18 protein-coding genes and 1 pseudogene are annotated in these 19,907 nt (G+C 63.5%); 9 read left to right on the top strand and 10 right to left on the bottom strand.

From position 1 onward, the window contains the following. Window positions 1-176: 176 nt before the first annotated feature. From NKK47_RS08810 to NKK47_RS08830, 5 genes are all read left to right on the top strand, one after another. On the top strand, window positions 177-935 hold the full coding sequence (locus NKK47_RS08810; protein WP_352576188.1) for an SDR family oxidoreductase: 759 nt from the start codon (window positions 177-179) through the stop codon (window positions 933-935). A 109-nt stretch (window positions 936-1,044) separates the two neighbouring features. Continuing rightward, a complete protein-coding gene (locus NKK47_RS08815; RefSeq protein WP_352454023.1) occupies window positions 1,045-1,431 on the top strand; it encodes an SET domain-containing protein in 387 nt (128 codons plus the stop codon). 265 nt (window positions 1,432-1,696) lie between these two features. After that, complete coding sequence (gene rpsU, locus NKK47_RS08820) at window positions 1,697-1,969, top strand: 30S ribosomal protein S21 (RefSeq protein ID WP_023675331.1); 273 nt, start codon at window positions 1,697-1,699, stop codon at window positions 1,967-1,969. Between the two features lie 161 nt (window positions 1,970-2,130). After that, window positions 2,131-2,988 (top strand): tetratricopeptide repeat protein, encoded by an 858-nt coding sequence (locus NKK47_RS08825; protein ID WP_352576190.1) that lies wholly within the window; start codon window positions 2,131-2,133, stop codon window positions 2,986-2,988. Between the two features lie 124 nt (window positions 2,989-3,112). Then, a complete protein-coding gene (locus NKK47_RS08830) occupies window positions 3,113-3,586 on the top strand; it encodes a DUF992 domain-containing protein (RefSeq protein WP_023675329.1) in 474 nt (157 codons plus the stop codon). A 147-nt stretch (window positions 3,587-3,733) separates the two neighbouring features. Here NKK47_RS08830 and NKK47_RS08835 read toward each other — a convergent pair whose 3' ends face one another. From NKK47_RS08835 to NKK47_RS08845, 3 genes are read right to left on the bottom strand one after another with little or no spacing between them, the layout of a single operon-like run. Then, window positions 3,734-4,912 carry an ABC transporter permease gene (locus NKK47_RS08835; protein ID WP_352576192.1) on the bottom strand — a complete coding sequence of 393 codons (1,179 nt, stop codon included), beginning with the start codon at window positions 4,910-4,912 and terminating at the stop codon, window positions 3,734-3,736. Between the two features lie 37 nt (window positions 4,913-4,949). Then, complete coding sequence (locus tag NKK47_RS08840; protein ID WP_352576194.1) at window positions 4,950-5,693, bottom strand: ABC transporter ATP-binding protein; 744 nt, start codon at window positions 5,691-5,693, stop codon at window positions 4,950-4,952. Between the two features lie 7 nt (window positions 5,694-5,700). After that, a complete protein-coding gene (locus NKK47_RS08845; RefSeq protein WP_352576196.1) occupies window positions 5,701-7,155 on the bottom strand; it encodes an efflux RND transporter periplasmic adaptor subunit in 1,455 nt (484 codons plus the stop codon). A 1,138-nt stretch (window positions 7,156-8,293) separates the two neighbouring features. Between NKK47_RS08845 and NKK47_RS08850 the strand changes: the two are divergent. Beyond that, window positions 8,294-9,750: pseudogene (locus NKK47_RS08850) on the top strand (MFS transporter). Here the strand turns inward: NKK47_RS08850 and coaBC are convergent. From coaBC to ubiE, 3 genes are all read right to left on the bottom strand, one after another. Continuing rightward, complete coding sequence (gene coaBC, locus NKK47_RS08855) at window positions 9,747-11,204, bottom strand: bifunctional phosphopantothenoylcysteine decarboxylase/phosphopantothenate--cysteine ligase CoaBC (protein WP_352576198.1); 1,458 nt, start codon at window positions 11,202-11,204, stop codon at window positions 9,747-9,749. The pseudogene NKK47_RS08850 and the gene coaBC overlap by 4 nt on opposite strands. Before the next feature lie 65 nt (window positions 11,205-11,269). Continuing rightward, window positions 11,270-12,844 (bottom strand): 2-polyprenylphenol 6-hydroxylase, encoded by a 1,575-nt coding sequence (gene ubiB / locus NKK47_RS08860; protein ID WP_352576200.1) that lies wholly within the window; start codon window positions 12,842-12,844, stop codon window positions 11,270-11,272. Window positions 12,845-12,914: 70 nt separating this feature from the next. Continuing rightward, window positions 12,915-13,691, bottom strand: coding sequence for a bifunctional demethylmenaquinone methyltransferase/2-methoxy-6-polyprenyl-1,4-benzoquinol methylase UbiE (gene ubiE, locus NKK47_RS08865; RefSeq protein WP_352576202.1), 777 nt, complete (start codon window positions 13,689-13,691; stop codon window positions 12,915-12,917). A 167-nt stretch (window positions 13,692-13,858) separates the two neighbouring features. Here ubiE and NKK47_RS08870 point away from each other — a divergent pair, with 167 nt between their 5' ends. The 3 genes from NKK47_RS08870 to NKK47_RS08880 all read left to right on the top strand — a co-directional run bounded on the left by NKK47_RS08870 (window position 13,859) and on the right by NKK47_RS08880 (window position 16,293). Further along, window positions 13,859-14,833, top strand: a complete 975-nt coding sequence (locus tag NKK47_RS08870) for an adenosine deaminase (RefSeq protein WP_352454014.1) — start codon at window positions 13,859-13,861, stop codon at window positions 14,831-14,833. Window positions 14,834-15,002: 169 nt separating this feature from the next. Further along, the gene (upp, locus tag NKK47_RS08875) at window positions 15,003-15,632 is read left to right on the top strand and encodes a uracil phosphoribosyltransferase (protein WP_023675320.1); all 630 of its coding nucleotides are present in this window, start codon (window positions 15,003-15,005) and stop codon (window positions 15,630-15,632) included. A 100-nt stretch (window positions 15,633-15,732) separates the two neighbouring features. Then, window positions 15,733-16,293 (top strand): TIGR02281 family clan AA aspartic protease, encoded by a 561-nt coding sequence (locus NKK47_RS08880; protein ID WP_352568187.1) that lies wholly within the window; start codon window positions 15,733-15,735, stop codon window positions 16,291-16,293. 109 nt (window positions 16,294-16,402) lie between these two features. Here NKK47_RS08880 and deoA read toward each other — a convergent pair whose 3' ends face one another. Genes deoA through NKK47_RS08900 form a run of 4 tightly spaced genes read right to left on the bottom strand, consistent with a single transcriptional unit; the run spans window position 16,403 to window position 19,907 of the window. Beyond that, window positions 16,403-17,722: a thymidine phosphorylase gene (gene deoA, locus NKK47_RS08885; RefSeq protein WP_352568188.1), complete on the bottom strand. Its 1,320-nt coding sequence runs from the start codon at window positions 17,720-17,722 to the stop codon at window positions 16,403-16,405. Next, entirely contained in the window at window positions 17,722-18,540 is an 819-nt protein-coding gene (locus tag NKK47_RS08890) for a purine-nucleoside phosphorylase (protein WP_352568189.1), read from the bottom strand. The genes deoA and NKK47_RS08890 overlap by 1 nt, the downstream gene beginning before the upstream one ends. Next, window positions 18,537-18,929, bottom strand: a complete 393-nt coding sequence (gene cdd / locus NKK47_RS08895) for a cytidine deaminase (protein WP_352576204.1) — start codon at window positions 18,927-18,929, stop codon at window positions 18,537-18,539. The genes NKK47_RS08890 and cdd overlap by 4 nt, the downstream gene beginning before the upstream one ends. A gap of 6 nt (window positions 18,930-18,935) precedes the next feature. Continuing rightward, a complete protein-coding gene (locus NKK47_RS08900) occupies window positions 18,936-19,907 on the bottom strand; it encodes an ABC transporter permease (RefSeq protein ID WP_352576206.1) in 972 nt (323 codons plus the stop codon).

Here is a 19,907-nt window from a genome sequence, read left to right on the forward strand (position 1 = left end):
ATGGGTGGCGCGTCCACCCGCGAGTTTTGGATGACGGTCCGTAGCCTGGTGGCAAGCGGACGTCAAGAAGCGCTGTCGAGGGCAGCGCGTGTATCGGGTGGTTCACGCCGCCCCGATTTGCGACCAAGCATCCCGATTGCCGGCCAGAGCCGGCGCGAAAAAAGGATGCAGAAAAAATGCTCGCACTTGCCAACAAAGTTGCCATCGTCACCGGCGCCAGTTCCGGCATCGGCCGCGCCACGGCAAAGCTCTTTGCCGAGCAAGGCGCCAGGCTCGTCGTCGCCGCCCGCCGCCAGGCGGAACTCGATGCGCTGGTTGCCGAAATCGAAGACGCCGACGGCACGGCCGTCGCCCTTGCCGGCGATGTCCGTGACGAAGCCTACGCAAAAGCCCTGGTCGACCTGGCGGTCGAGAAATTCGGCGGGCTCGACATCGCCTTCAACAATGCCGGCTCGGTCGGTAGGATGGGGCCGGTTTCGGAGCTGTCGCTGGAGGGCTGGCGCGAGACGCTCGATACCAATCTGACCAGCGCCTTTCTCGGCGCGAAATACCAGGTGCCGGCGATGGTCGAACGCGGCGGCGGCTCGTTGATCTTCACCTCCACCTTCGTCGGCTACACGGTCGGCATGCCCGGCATGACCAGCTATGCCGCGAGCAAGGCCGGACTGATCGGATTGACGCAGGTGCTGGCCGCCGAATTTGGCGCCAAGGGGATTCGAGTCAACGCGCTGCTGCCGGGCGGCACCGACACGCCTTCGGCGACATTCAAGACACCTGAATCGCGGGCCTTCGTCGAAAACCTGCATGCCTTGAAGCGCGTCGCCGAGCCTGACGAGATCGCCCGCTCGGCGCTTTACCTGGCTTCCGATGCATCGAGCTTCACCACCGGCACGGCACTGTTCGCCGACGGCGGTGTCTCGATCACCCGGACGTGAAGCGTTTCGCGGTTGGCGTGGGCCCGCCAGCCGCAATGCCGGAAAAACCGGTCTTGCTTTTTCCGGCGATTTGACGATTCCGTCTTCGCCTCGAAAACGGGTTGGAAACATGCTGCTGATCAGGACCTATATCGCTGCAAGCGCAATCGAAGGCGTCGGCGTGTTCGCCGCCGAGCCGATCCGGAAAGGGGCGCAGATCTGGCGGCTCGATCCGGACTTCGACCGGCTGATCCCGATGGAAAGATACGAGACGGCGCCGCCGCACCTCAAGGAATTGCTCGACAGATATGCCTATCCCAGTCCGGACCGGCCGGGCTTCATGGTCTATGAGGTCGACAATGGCCGCTTCATGAACCACGCCGACAAGCCGAACACCGACTTTTCGCAATATGGCGGGGCCACCGCAACCCGCGACATCGCCGCCGGCGAGGAGATAACCTGCGACTACGGCGAGTTCTTCGAGGGTTTCGAGCAGCTCCACCTGGCCACCGCGTAGCGGCGCCTATCTGGCCCGAGGCGAATTTTGTTCTTGCTTTGTGCCGGCAGCTATGCTACTAAACTCGATATGGTGCTGATTCACACCAACGACCCCCGCCGAGGCGGGTTTTTCGTTTCGGGATCGGCACCGCCTCTCAATCGGCTGTGGACAGCGCCCCTTGATTCTGCTATCAGCCGCCCCAATTCGTGGTGTAACGCGCCGCGGAGGCTTGCGGCTATGGCCGCTTGCCTGTTGATTTCAAACCCGAAAGACAGGATTGCACGTGCAGGTACTCGTCCGCGACAACAATGTTGATCAGGCGCTTCGCGCGCTCAAGAAAAAGATGCAGCGCGAAGGCATCTTCCGCGAAATGAAGATGCGCGGACATTACGAGAAGCCCTCCGAGAAGCGCGCCCGTGAAAAGGCGGAAGCCGTGCGCCGCGCCCGCAAGCTGGCCCGTAAGCGCGCCCAGCGCGAAGGCCTGCTGCCGATGACGCCGCGTCCGGTTGCGGCCGGTGCTGCCGGTGCCGGTGCTCCGCGTCCGCCGCGGTTCTGACGTCAATTTTTCGTCCTTTTCCAAGGATATCCAAGGTGGCGCGATGCGGAATCGCCGCCACCTTTTTGTTGTGAGTTCGACCCGGTCCGGGAGGACCGGTTGGGAGAGATGCCGGTTCGGAGGGGGAACGGACCAGACGGCGCAGTAAGGACAGGGCAGACATGGACGCAATCACCGTAGAGCGCAGAACCGCGTGGCGCGGCCTCGCCCTGACGGCAGCCCTGCTTTCCGGGATGGCGCTTGCCAGCTGCCAGAGCGTTCCGACCGGCGAGTTCAACAACATCGACAAGGCGCAAGCCTCGAGCGAGAACATCTCCTCGCTGTCGGCGGTGATCCAGCGCAACCCCCAGGATCCGGAAGCCTACAATGTGCGCGGCTCGGCCTATGGCCGCGGCGGCCAGTACCAGGCGGCGCTGAAGGACTTCAACACCGCCATCCAGCTCAATCCGAATTTTTACCAGGCCTATTCGAACCGGGCGCTCATCCAGCGCTTCCTCGGCGATCAGGCCAGCGCGCTCGCCGACTACAACCGCTCGATCCAGATCAATTCCAACTATGACGCCGCCTATATCGGCCGCGGCAATCTCTACCGCAGGGCGGGCCGGGTCCAGGAAGCCTTCAACGATTTCCAGAAGGCCATCCAGCTCGACACGACCGATGCGCGCGCCTATCACAATCGCGGCCTGATCTACCAGAGTCAGGGCCAGCACGCCTTTGCCATCGAGGATTTCTCGACCGCCATTTCGCTGGCGCCGGATGCCTCCGAGCCTTACAATGGGCGCGGCCTCTCCTACCTTGCCATGAACGACGAGGACAATGCCTTCGCCGACTTCAACATGGCCATCAAGCTCGACGGCAAGAATGCCGAGGCCTGGTCCAACCAGGCGTTGATCTACGAGCGGCGCGGCGACAAGGTCAGGGCCGCGAAATCCTACCGCGAAGCCGTGCACCTCAATCCGACCTACCAGCCGGCCAAGGACGGCCTGGCCCGCACCAGTGCCGGCTCAGCGGCCGGTTAATCGGGCCTCCGTTTCCGCACTCCGACAACCCTGCGTTTAGCTTCGCCTTGCTGGCGCCAAGTTTTCGGCGGAACGCTCGGCGTGCTCAGCCGTTTGTACAAGGCAATTTCGAAAGGACCCTGCCATGATCAAGAAACTCGCTTGTGCCGCTGCTCTCGCCACGACCGTCGTTGCCGCTCCCGCCAGCGCCAGCAAGCTCCAGCTCGGCGTGCTCGACTGCACCATCGACGGCGGCACAGCCTATCTCGTCACCTCCAACAAGGGTGTTTCCTGTGTCTTTCGTCCGCATCGTGGCGGCCCCTCCGAAGTCTATACCGGGGTGATTTCCAAGCTCGGCGTCGATGTCGGCCGGACGCATCAGGGCCAGCTGGTATGGGCGGTTCTGGCGGCGACCCGCAACCACGATGAAGGCGACCTTGCCGGCAGCTATTATGGCGTGAACGCCGAGGCCAGCGTGGTCACCGGTGGCGGCGCCAATCTCCTGGTCGGCGGCCTCGACAGCGCCTTTTCGCTGCAGCCGCTCAGTGTCCAGGCACAGACCGGCGTCAACCTGGCGGTCGCCGTCACTTCGCTGGACCTGATCCATTCGTTCAAATAGCGGCCTCTGGCAAATACGGCCCGTGGCCTTTCATCATGCGCCGGGATAGGACGGTTCCGCGCCGCGTAGTCGCCGGCGCGTGGCAGCCTTTTGATTGGGCGCCATGCGGCTTCGAAATTGACCGATGATCGCGCGGTGGCGCCAAACTCATTCTGCGCGCAGCGCTTCGATCGGCTGTAGGCTTGCGGCCTTGCGGGCGGGATAGTAGCCGAAAAAGACGCCTACAGCCGCGGCAAAGCCGATAGCCAGCAGGACGGCGCTGAGATCGATGATCACCGGCCATTGAGCGATAGACCCAACGGCGATTGCAGCAACAATCCCAATACCAGCACCTAGAATACCCCCGAGCAGGGCAAGCGTTGCTGCCTCAACGAGAAACTGGGCAAGGATATCTCGCCGTCGCGCGCCCACCGCAAGCCGCAGTCCGATCTCGCGGACCCGCTCCGTCACCGTCGCCAGCATGATGTTCATGATGCCGATCCCGCCCACGACCAGCGAAATTGAGGCCACCGCCGAAAGCAGCAGCGACACCACGCGTGTGGTCGAACCTTCGGCATTCGCAGCTTCGGCGAGGTTGCTCACCATGAAGCTGTCTTCCTGACCCGTCCGCAACCGGTGACGCTGCCACAGGAGTTGGCGGATCGCTGCCATCGTGTCCTCGGCCGAGGTCCAATCGGCGAACTTGACGGTGATGTTGTGTACGAAGGTCGGATTGGCACGGCTCGTGCCAATGAACTGACGTCGCGCCGTCCTCAGCGGCACAAGTGCCACATCGTCCTGATCATCGCCCCACACGCTCTGGCCCTTCCGCTCCAGCAGTCCGATCACCGTGAACGGCACGTCGCGGATGCGGATCGCGGCGCCCAGCGGATCGGCTTTTCCGAACAACTTCTCCCGCATCGTCGTTCCGAGGAGCACCACGTTGGCGACGCGGTTGTTGTCCTCCGGGGTCATCTCCTGCCCGGCAATAACCCTCCACTCGCGCGCTGAGAAATATTCCGGCGTCACGCCGCGAAGCACGCCTTGCCAATTGGCGGAGCCGATCGTGAACTGCTCGCGGGCGTAGAGGAGTGGCGCCGCCACCACGACGCCGGGGATTTCCATTCCGATCGCCGCCGCGTCCTCTTCACTCAGCCGCGGCGCGCCACCGGCCCCAAGCCGGACGCTGCCCATCTTCGCACTGCCCGGACTGACGCTGATGAGATTGGCGCCGAGGCTGCGGATCTGCGCGGTGATCCGTTCGCGCGCACCAACCCCGATCGCGATCATCACAACGACAGCGGCCACACCGATGATGATGCCCAACATGGTGAGCGCGCTGCGCATATGATGGGAGCGTAATGATCGCAGGGCGGTTCTTGTGCTACCGGACATTGTTGTACGCCAGCGCTAGACGGCGAGTGTCATCCAAAGGTCGGACCTGCTGTATGACAGGGGTGTCTGACAGAACCCGGCCGTCTCGAAAGGCTACAATGCGATCCGTATGGGCAGCTATCTCAGCCTCATGGGTGACCAGCACAATCGTCAGGCCCTCTCCATTGAGTCGGCGGAAAATTGCCATGATCTCCAGCCCTGTCTGGCTGTCGAGCGCACCAGTGGGTTCATCGGCCAGTAAAAGTAAAGGCTCCGTCACCAGGGCGCGGGCAATGGCAACGCGCTGCTGTTGTCCGCCCGAGAGTTCGGCAGGAGTATGTCTGGCCCGATCGGCGAGCCCTACCTTGGCCAGCATTGCCAGCGCTGCGCGCCGCCGCTCACCAGTCCACGTGCGGCGATAGACAAGCGGCAGTTCCACATTTTCTAGTGCGCTGGCCCGCGGCAGCAGATTGAACGACTGAAACACGAAACCGATGTTGCGATTGCGGATCGCAGCGAGCTCATCGTGATGGAGTCCACCGACGTCTACCCCGTTCAGCCGATAACGGCCTTCACTCGGACTGTCGAGGCAGCCCAGAATGTTCATGAAGGTAGACTTGCCCGATCCTGAAGATCCGATCACCGCGACGAATTCGCCTCGTTGAATCGTCATGCTCACCCCTTCGAGCGCCCACACCGGCTCTCCGCCAACACGGTAGCAATGGCGCAGCCGGTCGACGTCAATCAGAGCCATGAATACCTCACCACAACCGGAACTTGACCAGGACGGAAGACGCGTCATCGTCCCGACGCGGAGCAGTAGCAAGCCCCGTAATGACCTGCTGCCCCTCAGTCAGGTCGCCTGCCAGCACCTCTGTTGCACGACCGTCGGTGATTCCAAGCCGGAGCGAGACAAGCTTCGGCTCGCGGTCTGGCCCAAATACAAATACCTCGCCCGGGCTTCCCGCCTCTACGCCCGTTTTGGCAATGGCCGGCGCGGTTGATCGCGCCTCGTCCCCGGTATCACTCGGCGGCCGAAAACGCAGGGCCGCATTGGGCACTTTCAAGACCCCCTGTCGCTTGGCCATTACCACGCTCAGATTGGCGGTCATGCCGGGCAACAGCAGCTCATCGGAATTTTGCGTACCGACCACCACTATGTATGTGACGACGTTTTGAACGACCTGCGGTGCCTTGCGTATCTGTTTTACCGTGCCGGTGAAAATTCGGTCGGGATAGGCATCGGCAGTGAAAGTAACCGGCTGCCCGAGCGCAAAACGGCTAATGTCGGCTTCCACCACGGAAGCTTCCACCTGCATCTCAGTCAGGTCTTGAGCTATGGTGAACAGTATCGGGGTCTGCAGGCTAGCCGCCAGGGTCTGACCGCCACTGACGGCGCGATTGACCACTGTGCCGGTGACCGGCGCGCGTACATAGGTGCGGTCAAGATCAATTTGGGCCTGCTGAAGCACCGCTTCCTTCTGCTTCACCTGGGCAAGCGTGTTGGCGAGCTCCGCTTCTGCCATGTTGAGGGTCGCCTTGGCGGCTCGAACGACTGCCGATTGCGACAGTTCCTCGGCCTGGGCGGCAGTCGCCTGCGCCTTGGCAGAATTGTGCGCGGTATTCTCCCGCTCCCATTCTCCCACCGCGATGATCTTCTGCTTAGCCAGGGAACGTTTGCGGTTCACTTCCTGCGCCGCACCATCGAGCGCGATTTCGGCGCGTGTAGTCTGTGCGGCTGCAGAATCATATCTGGCCTCGGCGGTCTCCATCTCTGCCCTGGCCCGCTCGATCTGCGCCCGATGTACCGAAACCTGCGTTTGCGCCATCTCCCGTTCGGCAAGGGCTTGCGCTACTCTCGCTTCGTAAATCTCCGGCTCAACCCGGGCTATCACCTGGCCTTTGGTGACCTTGGAGTTGAAGTCGACATAGAGTTCCTTCACCCGACCCGAGAGCTGAGAACCGACTTCCACCATAACTAGCGCGTTCAGCGTGCCAGCCGCCTGCACCGTTGTGACGATATCGCCGCGCTCCACGGCTTGCGTGCGATAGGCGGGGGTATCGGGCCGGATGGAGGACGGCTCGAGGAGAGCTGAGAGCTGATTGAAGGCCGACAAAACCTGGCCGGAAGTCACCGATGGTGTCGGTCCCATGGAACTCCCGGGCGTTACCGCCGCGCCGAGGATTACCGTAACGAACAAAACGCTGCGCATCATGTTCTGACCACCTCTGAGCCGGAAGGGAAAGGTAGTCCCTTCCAGCTCTTTAATCTGCACTTGGCAGTGCCGCAGAGGAATTCTACGAACCTATAGAATAAACCCGTCAACAGCCAAATACATAGATGTTTATTCGAAAATTTCGGATATTACTACTTGCAGTGGCCGGGATTACCCTCGCAGGCCGTCTCGGTCTTGTTGCCAATGTTGCCTTGGCCTTCAGCCGTATCCTGCGTTGCCGTGCCGAACGCATTGCCATTCACATCCTTCGTGGTCTCATTGCACACGCAGTCCGGAACCGACCCCGTCTTTGTACAGGAGGCCACGCCAGCGGTGCCGCAGAAGTCCGTGCACTGTGTCTGCGATACGCCGGGACAGGTCTGCGCTAGCGCTCCGCCTGTTCCAAGCAACAGTGCCCCACCCATGAAAGCCGCAGCCGCGGCCACCTTTAAACCACTACATCTACATCCAATAATCATGTTTTCCTCCGATTTTGCCAGAGCTAGAGTGTGCTGCGCAGGCCATCTCTGGCACTGGTCGGCAGCATGAGGGCGCAACAAAGCCCTCGATTCGGTTCGATCGATTATGCTGTGGGGGATGCGGAAGTTATGAGGCCGCCAGCAACGGCTTTAAGCCGCCGGGCCTCCCAAGACTCTTTCGGGTGACAAGACTCTTTCGGGTGACAAGACTCTTTCGGATGAAGGGCCCTCTGCGGCGCACAGAATCGCCGCAATACTTGGCCTGCGCAAATCGGCAGCGCCCATTGTCGTGCTCCAGTACGACTGTAAGCGGGAATATTTCTTCTTGCTAATATATTAACCATATTTGCGGAAGCTGGCAACCAGTATCTGGGATATGCGTCGGTTGAGGTGCTGCTAAATCGATTGGTAGAACGGCGTGAACATCGCAATCGGCGTCAGCCAGTATCAGTTGCGCCGCAGAGCGGGTTGATCGTGGAGCCGAGATGCACGATCACCCTGGCTTCCGGCCTACATCATCATCTCAGCACACCGGAAACCGCTTGAACTCAACTGCGGTTGAGGTTTTACAAGCCGTCCCCGAAGCGCCGCGTGCCCATTTGGAGACGAAGAGCGCTCCAATATTTTAGACCAGCGTCTAGGGAAGCTCGGGGGACTGGATGACCAAAACAAGCACAAACGGGGTCGATTGGCGCGCGCTGTGGGCGAGCGGCGACCTGGCGCGCATCTGCTTCATCGGCCTCGGCATCCTGCTGCACGCCACCAACGAAACCATGGTAGCAACGGTCATGCCGGCCATGGTCGGCGAACTCGCCGGCGTGCAACTGGTCGGCTGGTCGCTGGCGATCTACGAGCTCGGCGCCATCGTTGCCGGTGCGGCCGCCGGACGGCTGGTGAGCTATGTCGCGCTGCGTACCAACATGATGGTCGCCGCAATGCTCTATGCCGCCGGCGCGCTGGTCTGCGCCACCGCGCCTTCGATGCCGCTGTTCCTCTGCGGCCGCCTGATCGAAGGGCTCGGTGGCGGCGCGCTGGTGTCGCTGGCCTTCGTCTCGGTCGAGCGGCTGTTTGCCCGCGCGATCTGGCCGCAGCTTTCGGCGTCATGTCGGCGATCTGGGGTGTCGCCGCCTTCAGCGGGCCGGTGCTCGGCGCGGTCATGACCGAATTCTCGTCCTGGCGCTGGGCCTTCGGCGTCTTTACCCTCGGCGGCACGGCCATGGCGCTGGCAAGCTTCCTCGTGCTCGATACGCCTGAAGCAACGAGGCCGCAGGCGACGGGCGGCTCGGCGCCGCCCTTCCCCTTTGCGGCACTTGGCTGCCTCGCCGTCAGCGTCGTGCTGATCGCCACCGCTGGCGTCGACATCGCCCTGCTGCGCTCGTCGCTGCTGCTCACCCTCGGCCTGATCGGCCTGGCGCTGTTCATCCATATCGATGCACTGAAGCCGCGCTCGCGCCTGTTCCCGTCGCGGCTGTTCTCATGGCGCTCGCCGGTCGGCGCGGGCATGACCATGGTCGCTGCGTTTTCGGTGGCGACCTGCTCGTTCGCGGTCTACGGACCACTGCTTCTGACCAGCCTGCACGGCATTCCGATCCTGACCACCGGCTACATCATCGCCGCCGAATCGATCGCCTGGTCGATCCTGTCGATCCTCGTCGCCAATGCGCCACCGGAGCGCGAGCGGCTGATCATCGTCGGCGGGGCGCTGATGATCGCCACGGGCGTCGCCGGTTTCGCCTATACGGTGCCGGCCGGCTCGATCCCGCTGATCCTGTTTTGTGCTTTGTTGCAAGGCGGCGGCTTCGGCATAGCCTGGCCGTTCGTCACGCGTGTCATCGTGGCATCGGCCAAGGAAGGCGAGCAGACGATCGCCTCGGCCGCTGTGCCGACCATGCAGCGCATCGGCTATGCCGTGGGTGCGGCACTGACCGGCATCGTCGCCAACGCCAGCGGCTTTTCCGAAGGCCTGAACCGCGAGGCCGCGGCGAACGTCGCCGCCTGGCTGTTCCTCGCCTTCATACCGCTCGGCATCCTGGGATGCCTCGCCGCCTTGCGGATTTCGGGGGCGACCGACACGAAGCCGGCGAAGCTGTCAATCTCCGTGGGGGAGATTGACTAGACCACGATCGGCTTCAGCCGGTCGGCGATTAGTGCCGCGAGCCGCGTCGCCACCTCGTCCTTGCTCATCTCCGGCCATTCCTCGACGCCGGCCTTTGAGACGATCCGCACCTTGTTGCGGTCGCCGCCCATCACGCCCGGAGAACCATCTTCATGCGAGACATCATTGGCGACGATAAGATCGGCACCCTTTTTTGCAAGCTTGGCCTCGGCATTCCTGACCAGATCCTGCGTCTCCGCGGCGAAACCGACCACCAGCATCGGCCGCTTTTTGTGATGTCCGACACCGGCAAGAATATCGGGATTTTCCACCATCTGCAGCGCCGGCGGCCCCTCGCCCGCCGTCTTCTTGATCTTTTCCCCGGCCGAACTTTGAGTGCGCCAGTCGGCGACAGCCGCGACGAACACCGCCGCGTCGGCCGGCAGCAACTGCTCGACGGCGTCCTTCATCTCGACGGCCGTTTCGACGTGCAGCGTGGCGACGCCGGCCGGATCGGCAATGCCGACCGGGCCGGAGACGAGACGCACGTCGGCGCCGAGCCTGGCCAGCGCCGCCGCGATGGCGTGGCCCTGCTTGCCCGACGAGCGGTTGGCGATGTAGCGCACAGGATCGATCGGTTCATGCGTCGGCCCGGAGGTGACAATGATCTTCCTGCCCGCCAGCGGCTTTGGCCGGCTGTCGAGCAGTGCCTCGATCGCGGCGACGATCTCCAGCGGCTCGGCCATGCGGCCCTCGCCCACCTCGTTGCTTTCGGCCATCTCGCCTTTCGCCGGGCCGACGAATGCGACGCCGTCCTTGCTCAGCGTCGCACGGTTGCGGCGGACCGCCGGATGCGCCCACATTTTCGGGTTCATCGCCGGCGCCATCAAAACTCGCTTGTCGGTGGCGATGAGCACGGTCGAGGCAAGGTCGTTGGCGTGGCCATTGGCGAGCTTTGCCATCAGGTCGGCGGTGGCCGGCGCCACGACCAAAAGGTCGGCCTCGCGCGACAGCCTGATATGGCCGATGTCGTGCTCGTCCTGCCGATCGAACAGTTCGGTGAAAACATGGTCGGCGGACAGCGCCCCGGCCGACAGCGTAGTGACGAACTCCTGCGCCGCCGCGGTCATCACCACCCGCACTGCCGCACCGCGCTCGCGCAGCCGGCGGATCAGGTCGAGCGCCTTGTAGGCGGCGATGCCGCCGCCGATGATCAGCAGGATGCGCTTGCCGGAGAGGATGCCTCGCGGGCTGGAGACGGCGACCACCGGCGTTGCTGGACTCTGCGAACTCGTCAGTTCGCGCAGTGTTTTCTCGATCTGGTCGATGCGACCGGCCGAACCGAACTGACCTTCGACCGCTGCGCGGATCATCACCCGCGCTTGGTCTTCCATCGACCGGCCATTCTCCGCCGCCAGTCGGCGCAGCAGGTCCTTGACCTCGTCATCAAGGTTGCGGATCGTGATGCTGGCCATCTGATTGCACCTTGCCCGGAATTGCTGAGTGCAATGATAGCAATGCAATCACTTTGCAACAAGCGCTAGAATATACGCCAGGCGATATACACCAGCGTCAGCGCGATCACCCACAGCGCCAGCCGGCCGGAGCGGGTGTGGCGCGCCTCGGCTTTGCCGATCGCGTCCGCCGTCCCCTCGTCGAAGCGCAGGCCGTTTTCGGCCATCAGGTCGATCTCACGCGACAGCCGCTCGGTACGGGCGGCGAGGTCCGGTGCCTGACGGGCCAGCGCCAGCAGCGCGTTGGCACCGTCGCGCGCATCGGCCAGCAGGGCGCGCGGGCCGAGATTGCGGGCAATCCAGCCGCTGACCACCGGCTCCGACGTCTTCCACATGTTGAAGGCCGGGTCGAGGGTGCGGGCGACGCCTTCGACAACGACCATGGTCTTCTGCAGCAGCACCAGTTCGGACCGCGTCGCCATGTCGAAGAGGTCGGTCACCTCGAACAGCAGCGTCAACAGCTTGGCCATCGAGATGGTCTCGGCCGGCTGGCCGTGGATCGGTTCGCCGATCGCCCGGATCGCCTGGGCGAAAGCCGCGACATTGTGCTGGCGCGGCACGTAGCCGGCCTCGAAATGAACTTCGGCGACGCGCTGGTAATCGCGCGTGATGAAGCCGTAGAGGATTTCGGCGAGGAACCGGCGCTCCTTCCTGCCGAGCCGGCCGGCAATGCCGAGATCGACGGCGACGATGGTGCCGTCGGCTTCGATAAACAGGTTGCCCGGGTGCATGTCGGCGTGGAAGAAACCGTCACGCAGCGTATGGCGCAGAAACGACTGAACGAGGTTGGCGGCAATCGCCTTCAGGTCGTGGCCGGCGGCGGCTAGGCCGGCAATATCGTTCATCTTGATGCCGTCGACCCATTCCATGGTCAGCACGTCACGACCGGTGCGCTCCCAGTCGACCGACGGCACACGGAAGCCGGGATCGTCCTTGGTATTCTCGCCGAGCTCCGAAAAAGCCGCCGCCTCCAGCCTCAGGTCCATTTCGATTTTGGTCGTCTGGGCCAGTGTCTCGGTCACCTCGACCGGCCGCAGCCGGCGCGACGACGGGATGTATTTTTCCTGCAGCCGGGCGGCGAGGAAATAGCTCTCGAGATCGCGAAAGAACCGGCGGCGCACGCCCGGCCGGATGACCTTTACTGCTACCCGGGTAATGACGCCGTCCTGCAGGGCTTCGGCGGTATGAACCTGGGCGATCGAGGCGGCGGCGACGGCCTCGCCGAAACTGACATAGAGCTCATCGATCTTGCGTCCGAGCGAGGCTTCTATCGCTGCAACGGCCTCGGCCTTCGCAAACGTCTGCATCTTGTCCTGCAGCATGGCGAGATCGAGCGCTATGTCATTGCCGACGACGTCCGGCCGTGTCGCCAGGAACTGGCCGAGCTTGACGTAGGATGGGCCGAGCCGCACGACCGCCTTGGCTAGCCGGTCGCCGCGCTCGTAGGCAAGCGCGCGACGGCGGGTGAATAGCCGGGCCATGCGCCAGCCGAATTTCGGCAGGCCGAAGAGCTCGTCGCCGGGCAAAGCCGCGATGACGCCTTCGCGGACCAGTACCCAGCCGGCCCGCACGAGCCTGAAACCAGCGCCGATGCTGCTCATGGCTGGCTTTGCCCCGCCGATTTCCTGGACCGGCGAAGAGCACATTGATTACGAAAGATACGGGCCAGCCTCAAAGCTTCCAGCCCGAGTGGAGCGCGGCGATGCCACCGGAATAATTGCGAAACGAGGCGCGGTCGAAGCCGGCGCGGGAGATCATCGCTGCGAAATTCACCTGATTGGGAAATTTGCGGATCGATTCGACTAAATAGGAATAGGGCTCGCCATCGCCGGTCACCGCCTTGCCGATCCGCGGAATGGCGTTGAACGACCATGCCTCATAGACCTTGTCGAGCAGCGGCATCTCTACCTCGGAAAATTCAAGGCAGAGAAAGCGCCCGCCAGGCTTCAGCACGCGATAGGCTTCGGCAAGCGCCACATCGATGCGCGGCACGTTGCGGATGCCGAAAGCAATGGTGTAGGCATCGAAAGTAGCGTTGGCAAAAGGCAGTTCCTCGGCATTGGCCTCGACGAAATCGGTATTTGCCGACAGGCCCTTTTTCTCGGCCCGGTCGCGGCCGACGGCGAGCATCGAGCCGTTGATATCGAGAACCGTTGCATGAGCGTGCCTGCCGCTCGCCTCGACGATGCGGAAGGCGACATCGCCGGTGCCGCCGGCAACGTCGAGAACGCTCCAGCCCGGCCGCTTCGGTGGATTGAGCCAGGCGACCATGGCGTCCTTCCACAACCGATGCAACCCGGCCGACATCAGGTCGTTCATCAGGTCGTAGCGGTTCGCCACCTTGTGGAAAACATCATTGACCAGGGACTGCTTGTCGCCTGGCCCTACCCGCCTGAAACCATAGGAGGTTTCCATGCCGCCCGCAGCCGTGGTTCTTTCAACCGACATCGTTTTGATCCGCCATAAAATCGGCGGGACCATAGCCGATCGATGGTGCGGGCGCTATTGTTTAAGGCGCGGTGTTCGGCCGCGCTTCGAAGCAGGTTCCGGAAAAGTGTCACACGGTTTTCCGAGAGGAACCTGCGTCATAAGAAAAAGCCTGACGGGATAATTGAATGCCTTTGAAAGCAGAACTGCACTGCCACATCGAAGGGGCAGCGGCGCCTGAACTCGTCCTCCGCCAGGCTGAGAAATACGGCAAGGATGCCTCGCCCTACATCCAGGACGGCTCCTTCGTCTGGCACGACTTCACCTCTTTCCTCGCCGCCTACGACTTCTCGTCGGACCTGTTCCGCACCGAAGAAGACTATGCGCGGCTGGCCGATCATTACCTGACCAGCCTCGCCCGCGACGGCGCCATCTATTCCGAGGTTTTCACCTCGCCCGACCATGCCAGCAAGGCCGGGCTGTCGCCGAAGGCCTATACCGACGCGCTCGGCGAAGGCATGGCCCGCGCCAAGGCGAAGACCGGCATCGAAGGCCGCATGATCGTCACCGGCGTGCGCAATTTCGGTGTCGAATCGATCGAGCGAGCGGCGCGTTTCGCCGCGCGCTGCGGGCATCCGCTGGTCACCGGTTTCGGCGTCGCCGGCGACGAGCGGATAGGCGACCTGGAAGATTATGTCAGGGCCTTCGAGATCGCCCGCGAGGCCGGCCTCGGCATCACCGTCCATGCCGGCGAATTGATGGGCTGGGAGAGCGTCGAGGCGGCACTCGACCACATCCGCCCGTCTCGCATCGGCCATGGCGTGCGCGCCATCGAGAACCCCGAGCTTGTGCGGCGCATCGCCGACGAAGGCGTCGTGCTCGAATGCTGCCCTGGCTCCAACATCGCCCTGAAAATCTTCGACAGCTTCGCCGACCATCCCTTCCCCGCCTTGCGGGCAGCGGGCTGCAAGGTGACGCTCAACTCCGATGACCCGCCCTATTTCTGGACCTCGCTGAAACGCGAATACGACATCGCTGCCGAGCATTTTGCGATGGACGACAAGGCGCTCACCGCCGTCACCAGGACGGCCATCGAGGCAGCCTTCGTCGACAGGAAGACCAGGGCGGTGCTGCTGGGCAGGCTCGGCGCCAAGGGCAGGTGAATGGTGAATGGTGAATGGTGAATGGTGAATGGTGAATGGTGAATGGTGAATGGTTCACCCGGCGCTTCGGTTCGTCAACCGCGAGTTTTCCGCGCAACCAAGGACTCGCAAACCAGTTCACTATTCACTATTCACCATTCACTATTCACCTGCGCAGTTGGAGAACACCATGAAGGGCGTTACCGTCGTCGACCATCCGCTTGTCCAGCACAAGCTGACCATCATGCGCAAGAAGGAAACTTCGACGGCCGGCTTCCGGCGGCTGCTGCGCGAGATCTCGCTGCTGCTCGGCTACGAGGTCACCCGCAACCTGGAACTGACGACGACTACGATCGAGACGCCGATCGAGACGATGGAGGCGCCGACGCTGGAGGGCAAGAAACTGGTCTTCGCCTCGGTGCTGCGCGCCGGCAACGGCTTGCTCGAAGGCCTGCTCGATCTGGTGCCGGCGGCGCGTGTCGCCCATATCGGCCTCTATCGCGACCATGAGACGCTGGAAGCGGTCGAGTATTTCTTCAAGGCGCCGGGCGACCTCGCCGACCGGCTGGTGATCGTCGTCGACCCGATGCTGGCGACCGCCAATTCGGCGATCGCGGCGATCGACAAGCTGAAAGGCCGCGGTGCCACCAACATCCGCTTCCTCTGCCTGCTGGCGGCACCAGAGGGCCTCGAGCGGTTTACCCAGGCGCATCCCGATGTTCCGGTCTTCACCGCTTCCATCGACCGCCAGCTCAACGAAAAGGGCTACATCATGCCGGGTCTCGGCGATGCCGGCGACCGCATGTACGGCACCAAATAGATCCGTTTACCGATTGTTTACGCAAACGGCTGGTTTCCGCACTCGTTAAAGCGGCAATCACCATGTCGGACTAAGGATCGGCAACCACAAAGGCCGGTCCATGCTGCGCAAGCTCCTCATCCTTGGCGTGTTTGCCGGAACGTCGGCATCGCTGCCGATCGTGTATCAGTCCAATTCACAGGTAATCGAGCGGCTGTTGAAATCCGCCATCGGAGCCAGGCCGGCCGACACACAAACCGACCTGAATCTCGCCGCCGTCCCGGACAGGCCCACAACGCCGCAGCCGCTCGGCCGCAAGGTCGTCGTCACCGCGGACTCGCGCGGGCATTTCATGTCGGTCTTCAAGTTGAACGGCCGCCAGATCGACGGCATGATCGATACCGGTGCCACGCTCGTCGCCATCAACACCTCGACTGCGCGCAGGATCGGCATCTCGCTCAATTCGACGGACTTCAGCCATCAGGTCAACACCGCCAATGGTGCGATCAAGGCCGCCGTGGTGACGATTGATCGCCTGCAGATCGGCAAGATCACCGTCGAGGGCGTCGAGGCCGTCGTGCTCGACGACAGGGCGCTGCACACCAACCTGATCGGCATGAGCTTTCTGCAGCGGCTCGAAAAATACCAGGTCGAAGACGGCAAGCTGCTGCTGGTTCAGTAGAACGTGATCCCGAACCGCAGGTCCGCGCCAGCGAAAAGTGGGGACCGGTTTTCGGACAAGATCGTGGTCCAAAGAACGATAGAGCCCATCCGATACCATCGGAATGGCTCTACCCGCGCGGCAGGATCCGCCGGATGACGGTTTTCTCCGTGGCCGGTCTGGAAGTGCCGATCATATAGGCCGAAAGCACGGCGGCCGCGGCCGCTTCGGCATCCCCGGTATTACGGGCATGGACCAGCGCCAGCGCTTCGCCGGCCCGCACTTCAGCACCGACCGGCAACAGCCTGGTGATGCCGACGGCGTGATCGATCCTGTCGTCGGGCCGCGTCCGCCCGCCGCCAAGCCCGACCACGGCAAGCCCGATCTCGCGGGTCGCGATGCCGGTGACAAAGCCGTTCGCGCTCGCCTTGACCGCGAATTCCGTTGCCGCTTTCGGCAAATATTTTTCCGGATTGTCGACAAAGTCGACGGGACCACCCAGTGCCGCCACCATGCGCGCGAAGACGGCAGCGGCGCGGCCGCCGGCCAGCGTTTCGGCGGCGCGGCGCAGGCCGTCCTGGTTGGACGACACCAGGCCTGCCGATTGCAGCATCTCGGCGGCCAGCGCCAGCGTCACGTCCTCCAGCCGCCGGTCGCGAAAGCGGCCGGTGAGAAAATCGACGGCGTTGCGCACCTCGACCGCATTGCCGGCGGCGGACGCCAGCGGCTCGTTCATGCCGGTGACCAGCGCCGAGGCCTTAAGGCCGGCGCCATTGGCGACGTCGACCAGGCTGTTGGCCAGTGCGGTTGCGTCGCGCGATTTCTCCATGAAGGCGCCGTTGCCGACCTTGACATCGAGCACCAGCGAACCAAGGCCGGCCGCCAGCTTCTTCGACAGGATCGAGGCGGTGATCAGCGGCACCGATTCCACCGTTCCCGTCACATCGCGGATCGCGTAGAGCCTGGCGTCGGCGGGTGCCAGATCGGCGGTCTGGCCGATGATGGCGCAGCCGGTTTCGAGCACGGTCTTGCGGAAGCGCGCAACATCCGGCTGGCTGATATAGCCGGGGATGGCATCCATCTTGTCCAGCGTGCCGCCGGTATGGCCGAGACCCCTGCCGGAAATCATCGGCACATAGGCGCCGCAGGCAGCGACGATCGGCGCCAGCATCAAGGAGACGTTGTCGCCGACGCCGCCCGTCGAATGCTTGTCGGTGACCGGGCCGGGCAGATCCGACCAGTCGAGCACATCGCCGGAATCGCGCATCGCCATAGTCAGCGCCACCGCCTCGTCGCGGCTCATGCCGTTGAAGAACACCGCCATGGCAAAGGCGCCGACCTGCGCGTCGGTGACTGTGCCGGCGGTCAGACCCTCGATGAAGAACGCTGTCTCCTCAGCCGAGAGCTTCTGGCCATCGCGCTTGCGGCGGATGATTTCCTGTGGAAGCATCAGGCGTCGACCTTGTGCTCCGGAAGCCCGTCCTGAAAAACACGCTGCAGAATGGTCGCCAGCCGCGCGCCGCCGACCGGCGCCATGTCCTTGGTCTCCTGGTGCGACAGCTCGGCTCCGGTCATGCCGGCGGCAAGGTTGGTCACGACCGAACACGCGGCGACGCGCAGCCCAAGGAAGCGGGCGAGAATGACCTCCGGCACCGTCGACATGCCGACCGCGTTGGCGCCCATGACGCGCGCCATGCGGATCTCGGCGGGCGTCTCGAAGCATGGGCCGGAGAACCACATATAGACGCCCTTGTGCAGCGTGGTACCGGTGGCCTTCGCCGCCTGCTCGATGGCGGAGCGGAGAGCGGCGTCGTAGGCTTCGGTCAGGCCGACGAAACGGCGGTCGCTCGGTTCGCCGATCAGCGGGTTGGAGCCCGAGAAATTGATGTGATCGGTGATCAGCATCACCGAGCCCGGGCCCATCCCGGGATCGACCGAACCGGCGGCGTTGGTGAGGATCAGCCTGGAGATGCCGAGGCCGGCGAGCACCTCGAGTGCCGGCCGCATCGCCGCCGCGTTGCCGTGCTCGTAATAATGCGCCCGGCCGGACAGCATCAGCACCGGCGTGCCGGCAAAGAGCCCCGCCACCACCTCGCCGGCATGGCCGCTGACTCCGCTTCGGGGAAACCCCGGCAAGTCGGCGTAGGAGATGCGCACCGCATCCTCGACCTGGTCGACAAGCCCGCCAAGCCCTGACCCCAGCACCAAGGCGGTGGTCGGCGCCAGCCCGTCCAGCCTTTCGACGAGGTGATCGAGCGCTTCCTTCATTTCAGCACATCGCCTTCAAACCCGTATGGCAGCAACTCGCCCATGGTCACGGTCTCAACCACGCCGCTATCATCGCAGAGATAGAATTTCGTCTCCGGCCGGCAGAATTCCGCCAGCCGCTGCCGGCAGCCGCCGCAGGGCGAGCATTTTGCCACGCGTTCGGCGATCACGGCGATTTCCGTGATCTTGCCGCCGCCGCCCATGACGTAGTGGCCGAGCGCGGTGGTTTCGGCGCACCAGCCCTCCGGATAGGACGCGATCTCGACATTGGCGCCGGTGAAGACACGGCCGTCCTCGGTGCGCAACGCCGCGCCGACCGGAAATTTCGAATAGGGCGCATAGGCCTTGGCCATGGCGGCTTTCGCCGCTTCGAACAGATCTTGAGCCATGATAGATCAGCGTTCCTTGACATACGGCACGCCGCCGGCGCGCGGCGGGATTGCCTTGCCGATGAAGCCGGCAAGCAGGATGACGGTCAGCACATAGGGCAGCGCCTGCATGAATTGCACCGGCACCTTGCCGATCATTGGCAGTGGCGTGCCTTGCAGGCGGATCGACGCCGCGTCGAGGAAGCCGAACAGCAGGCAGGCGAACATGGCGTTGACCGGTTTCCATTTGGCGAAGATCAGCGCGGCCAGCGCGATGTAGCCCTTGCCGGCGGTCATGTCCTTCACGAAGCCGCCATTCTGCACCATCGACAGATAGGCGCCGGCAATGCCGGTGAGCACGCCGGTGCAGATCAGCGCCCGGTAGCGCAGCCAGGCGACTGATATGCCGGCGGTGTCGACGGCGGCGGGGTTCTCGCCGACGGCGCGCAGGCGCAAGCCGAAGCGGGTGCGAAACAGCACCCACCAGGTGAACGGCACGGCCAGGAAGGCGAGATAGACCAGCACGGAATGGCCGGAGATGAGTTCCGAATAGATCGGCCCGAGGATCGGCACGCTCCTGAACGCCTCCGCGCCCGGCCAGGTGATTGCCTCGAACCGCTCGCCGGCGGCCAGCGCCGGCGTGCGCCCGCCTTGCTGGAACCAGGCTTGGCCGAGCATGATCGTCGATCCGGCGGCAATGAAATTGATCGCGACACCCGAGACGATCTGGTTGCCGCGATGGGTGATCGAGGCAAAGCCGTGGATCAGCGCGAAGGCAACCGAAATGAGGATGGCCATGCCGAGGCCGAGATAGGCCGAGTGGAAGACCGAGGCGGCGGCCGCACCGGCGAAGGCGCCGACCAGCATCTTGCCCTCGAGCCCGATGTCGAAGACGCCGGCGCGCTCCGAATAGAGGCCGGCGAGGCAGGCGAGCAGCAAGGGCACCGACAGGCGGATGGTCGAGTCCAGGACCTGCACGATGGCGTTGAAGAAATCCAT

The organism is Mesorhizobium sp. M0019, assembly GCF_040323975.1.
Lineage (GTDB): Bacteria > Pseudomonadota > Alphaproteobacteria > Rhizobiales > Rhizobiaceae > Mesorhizobium.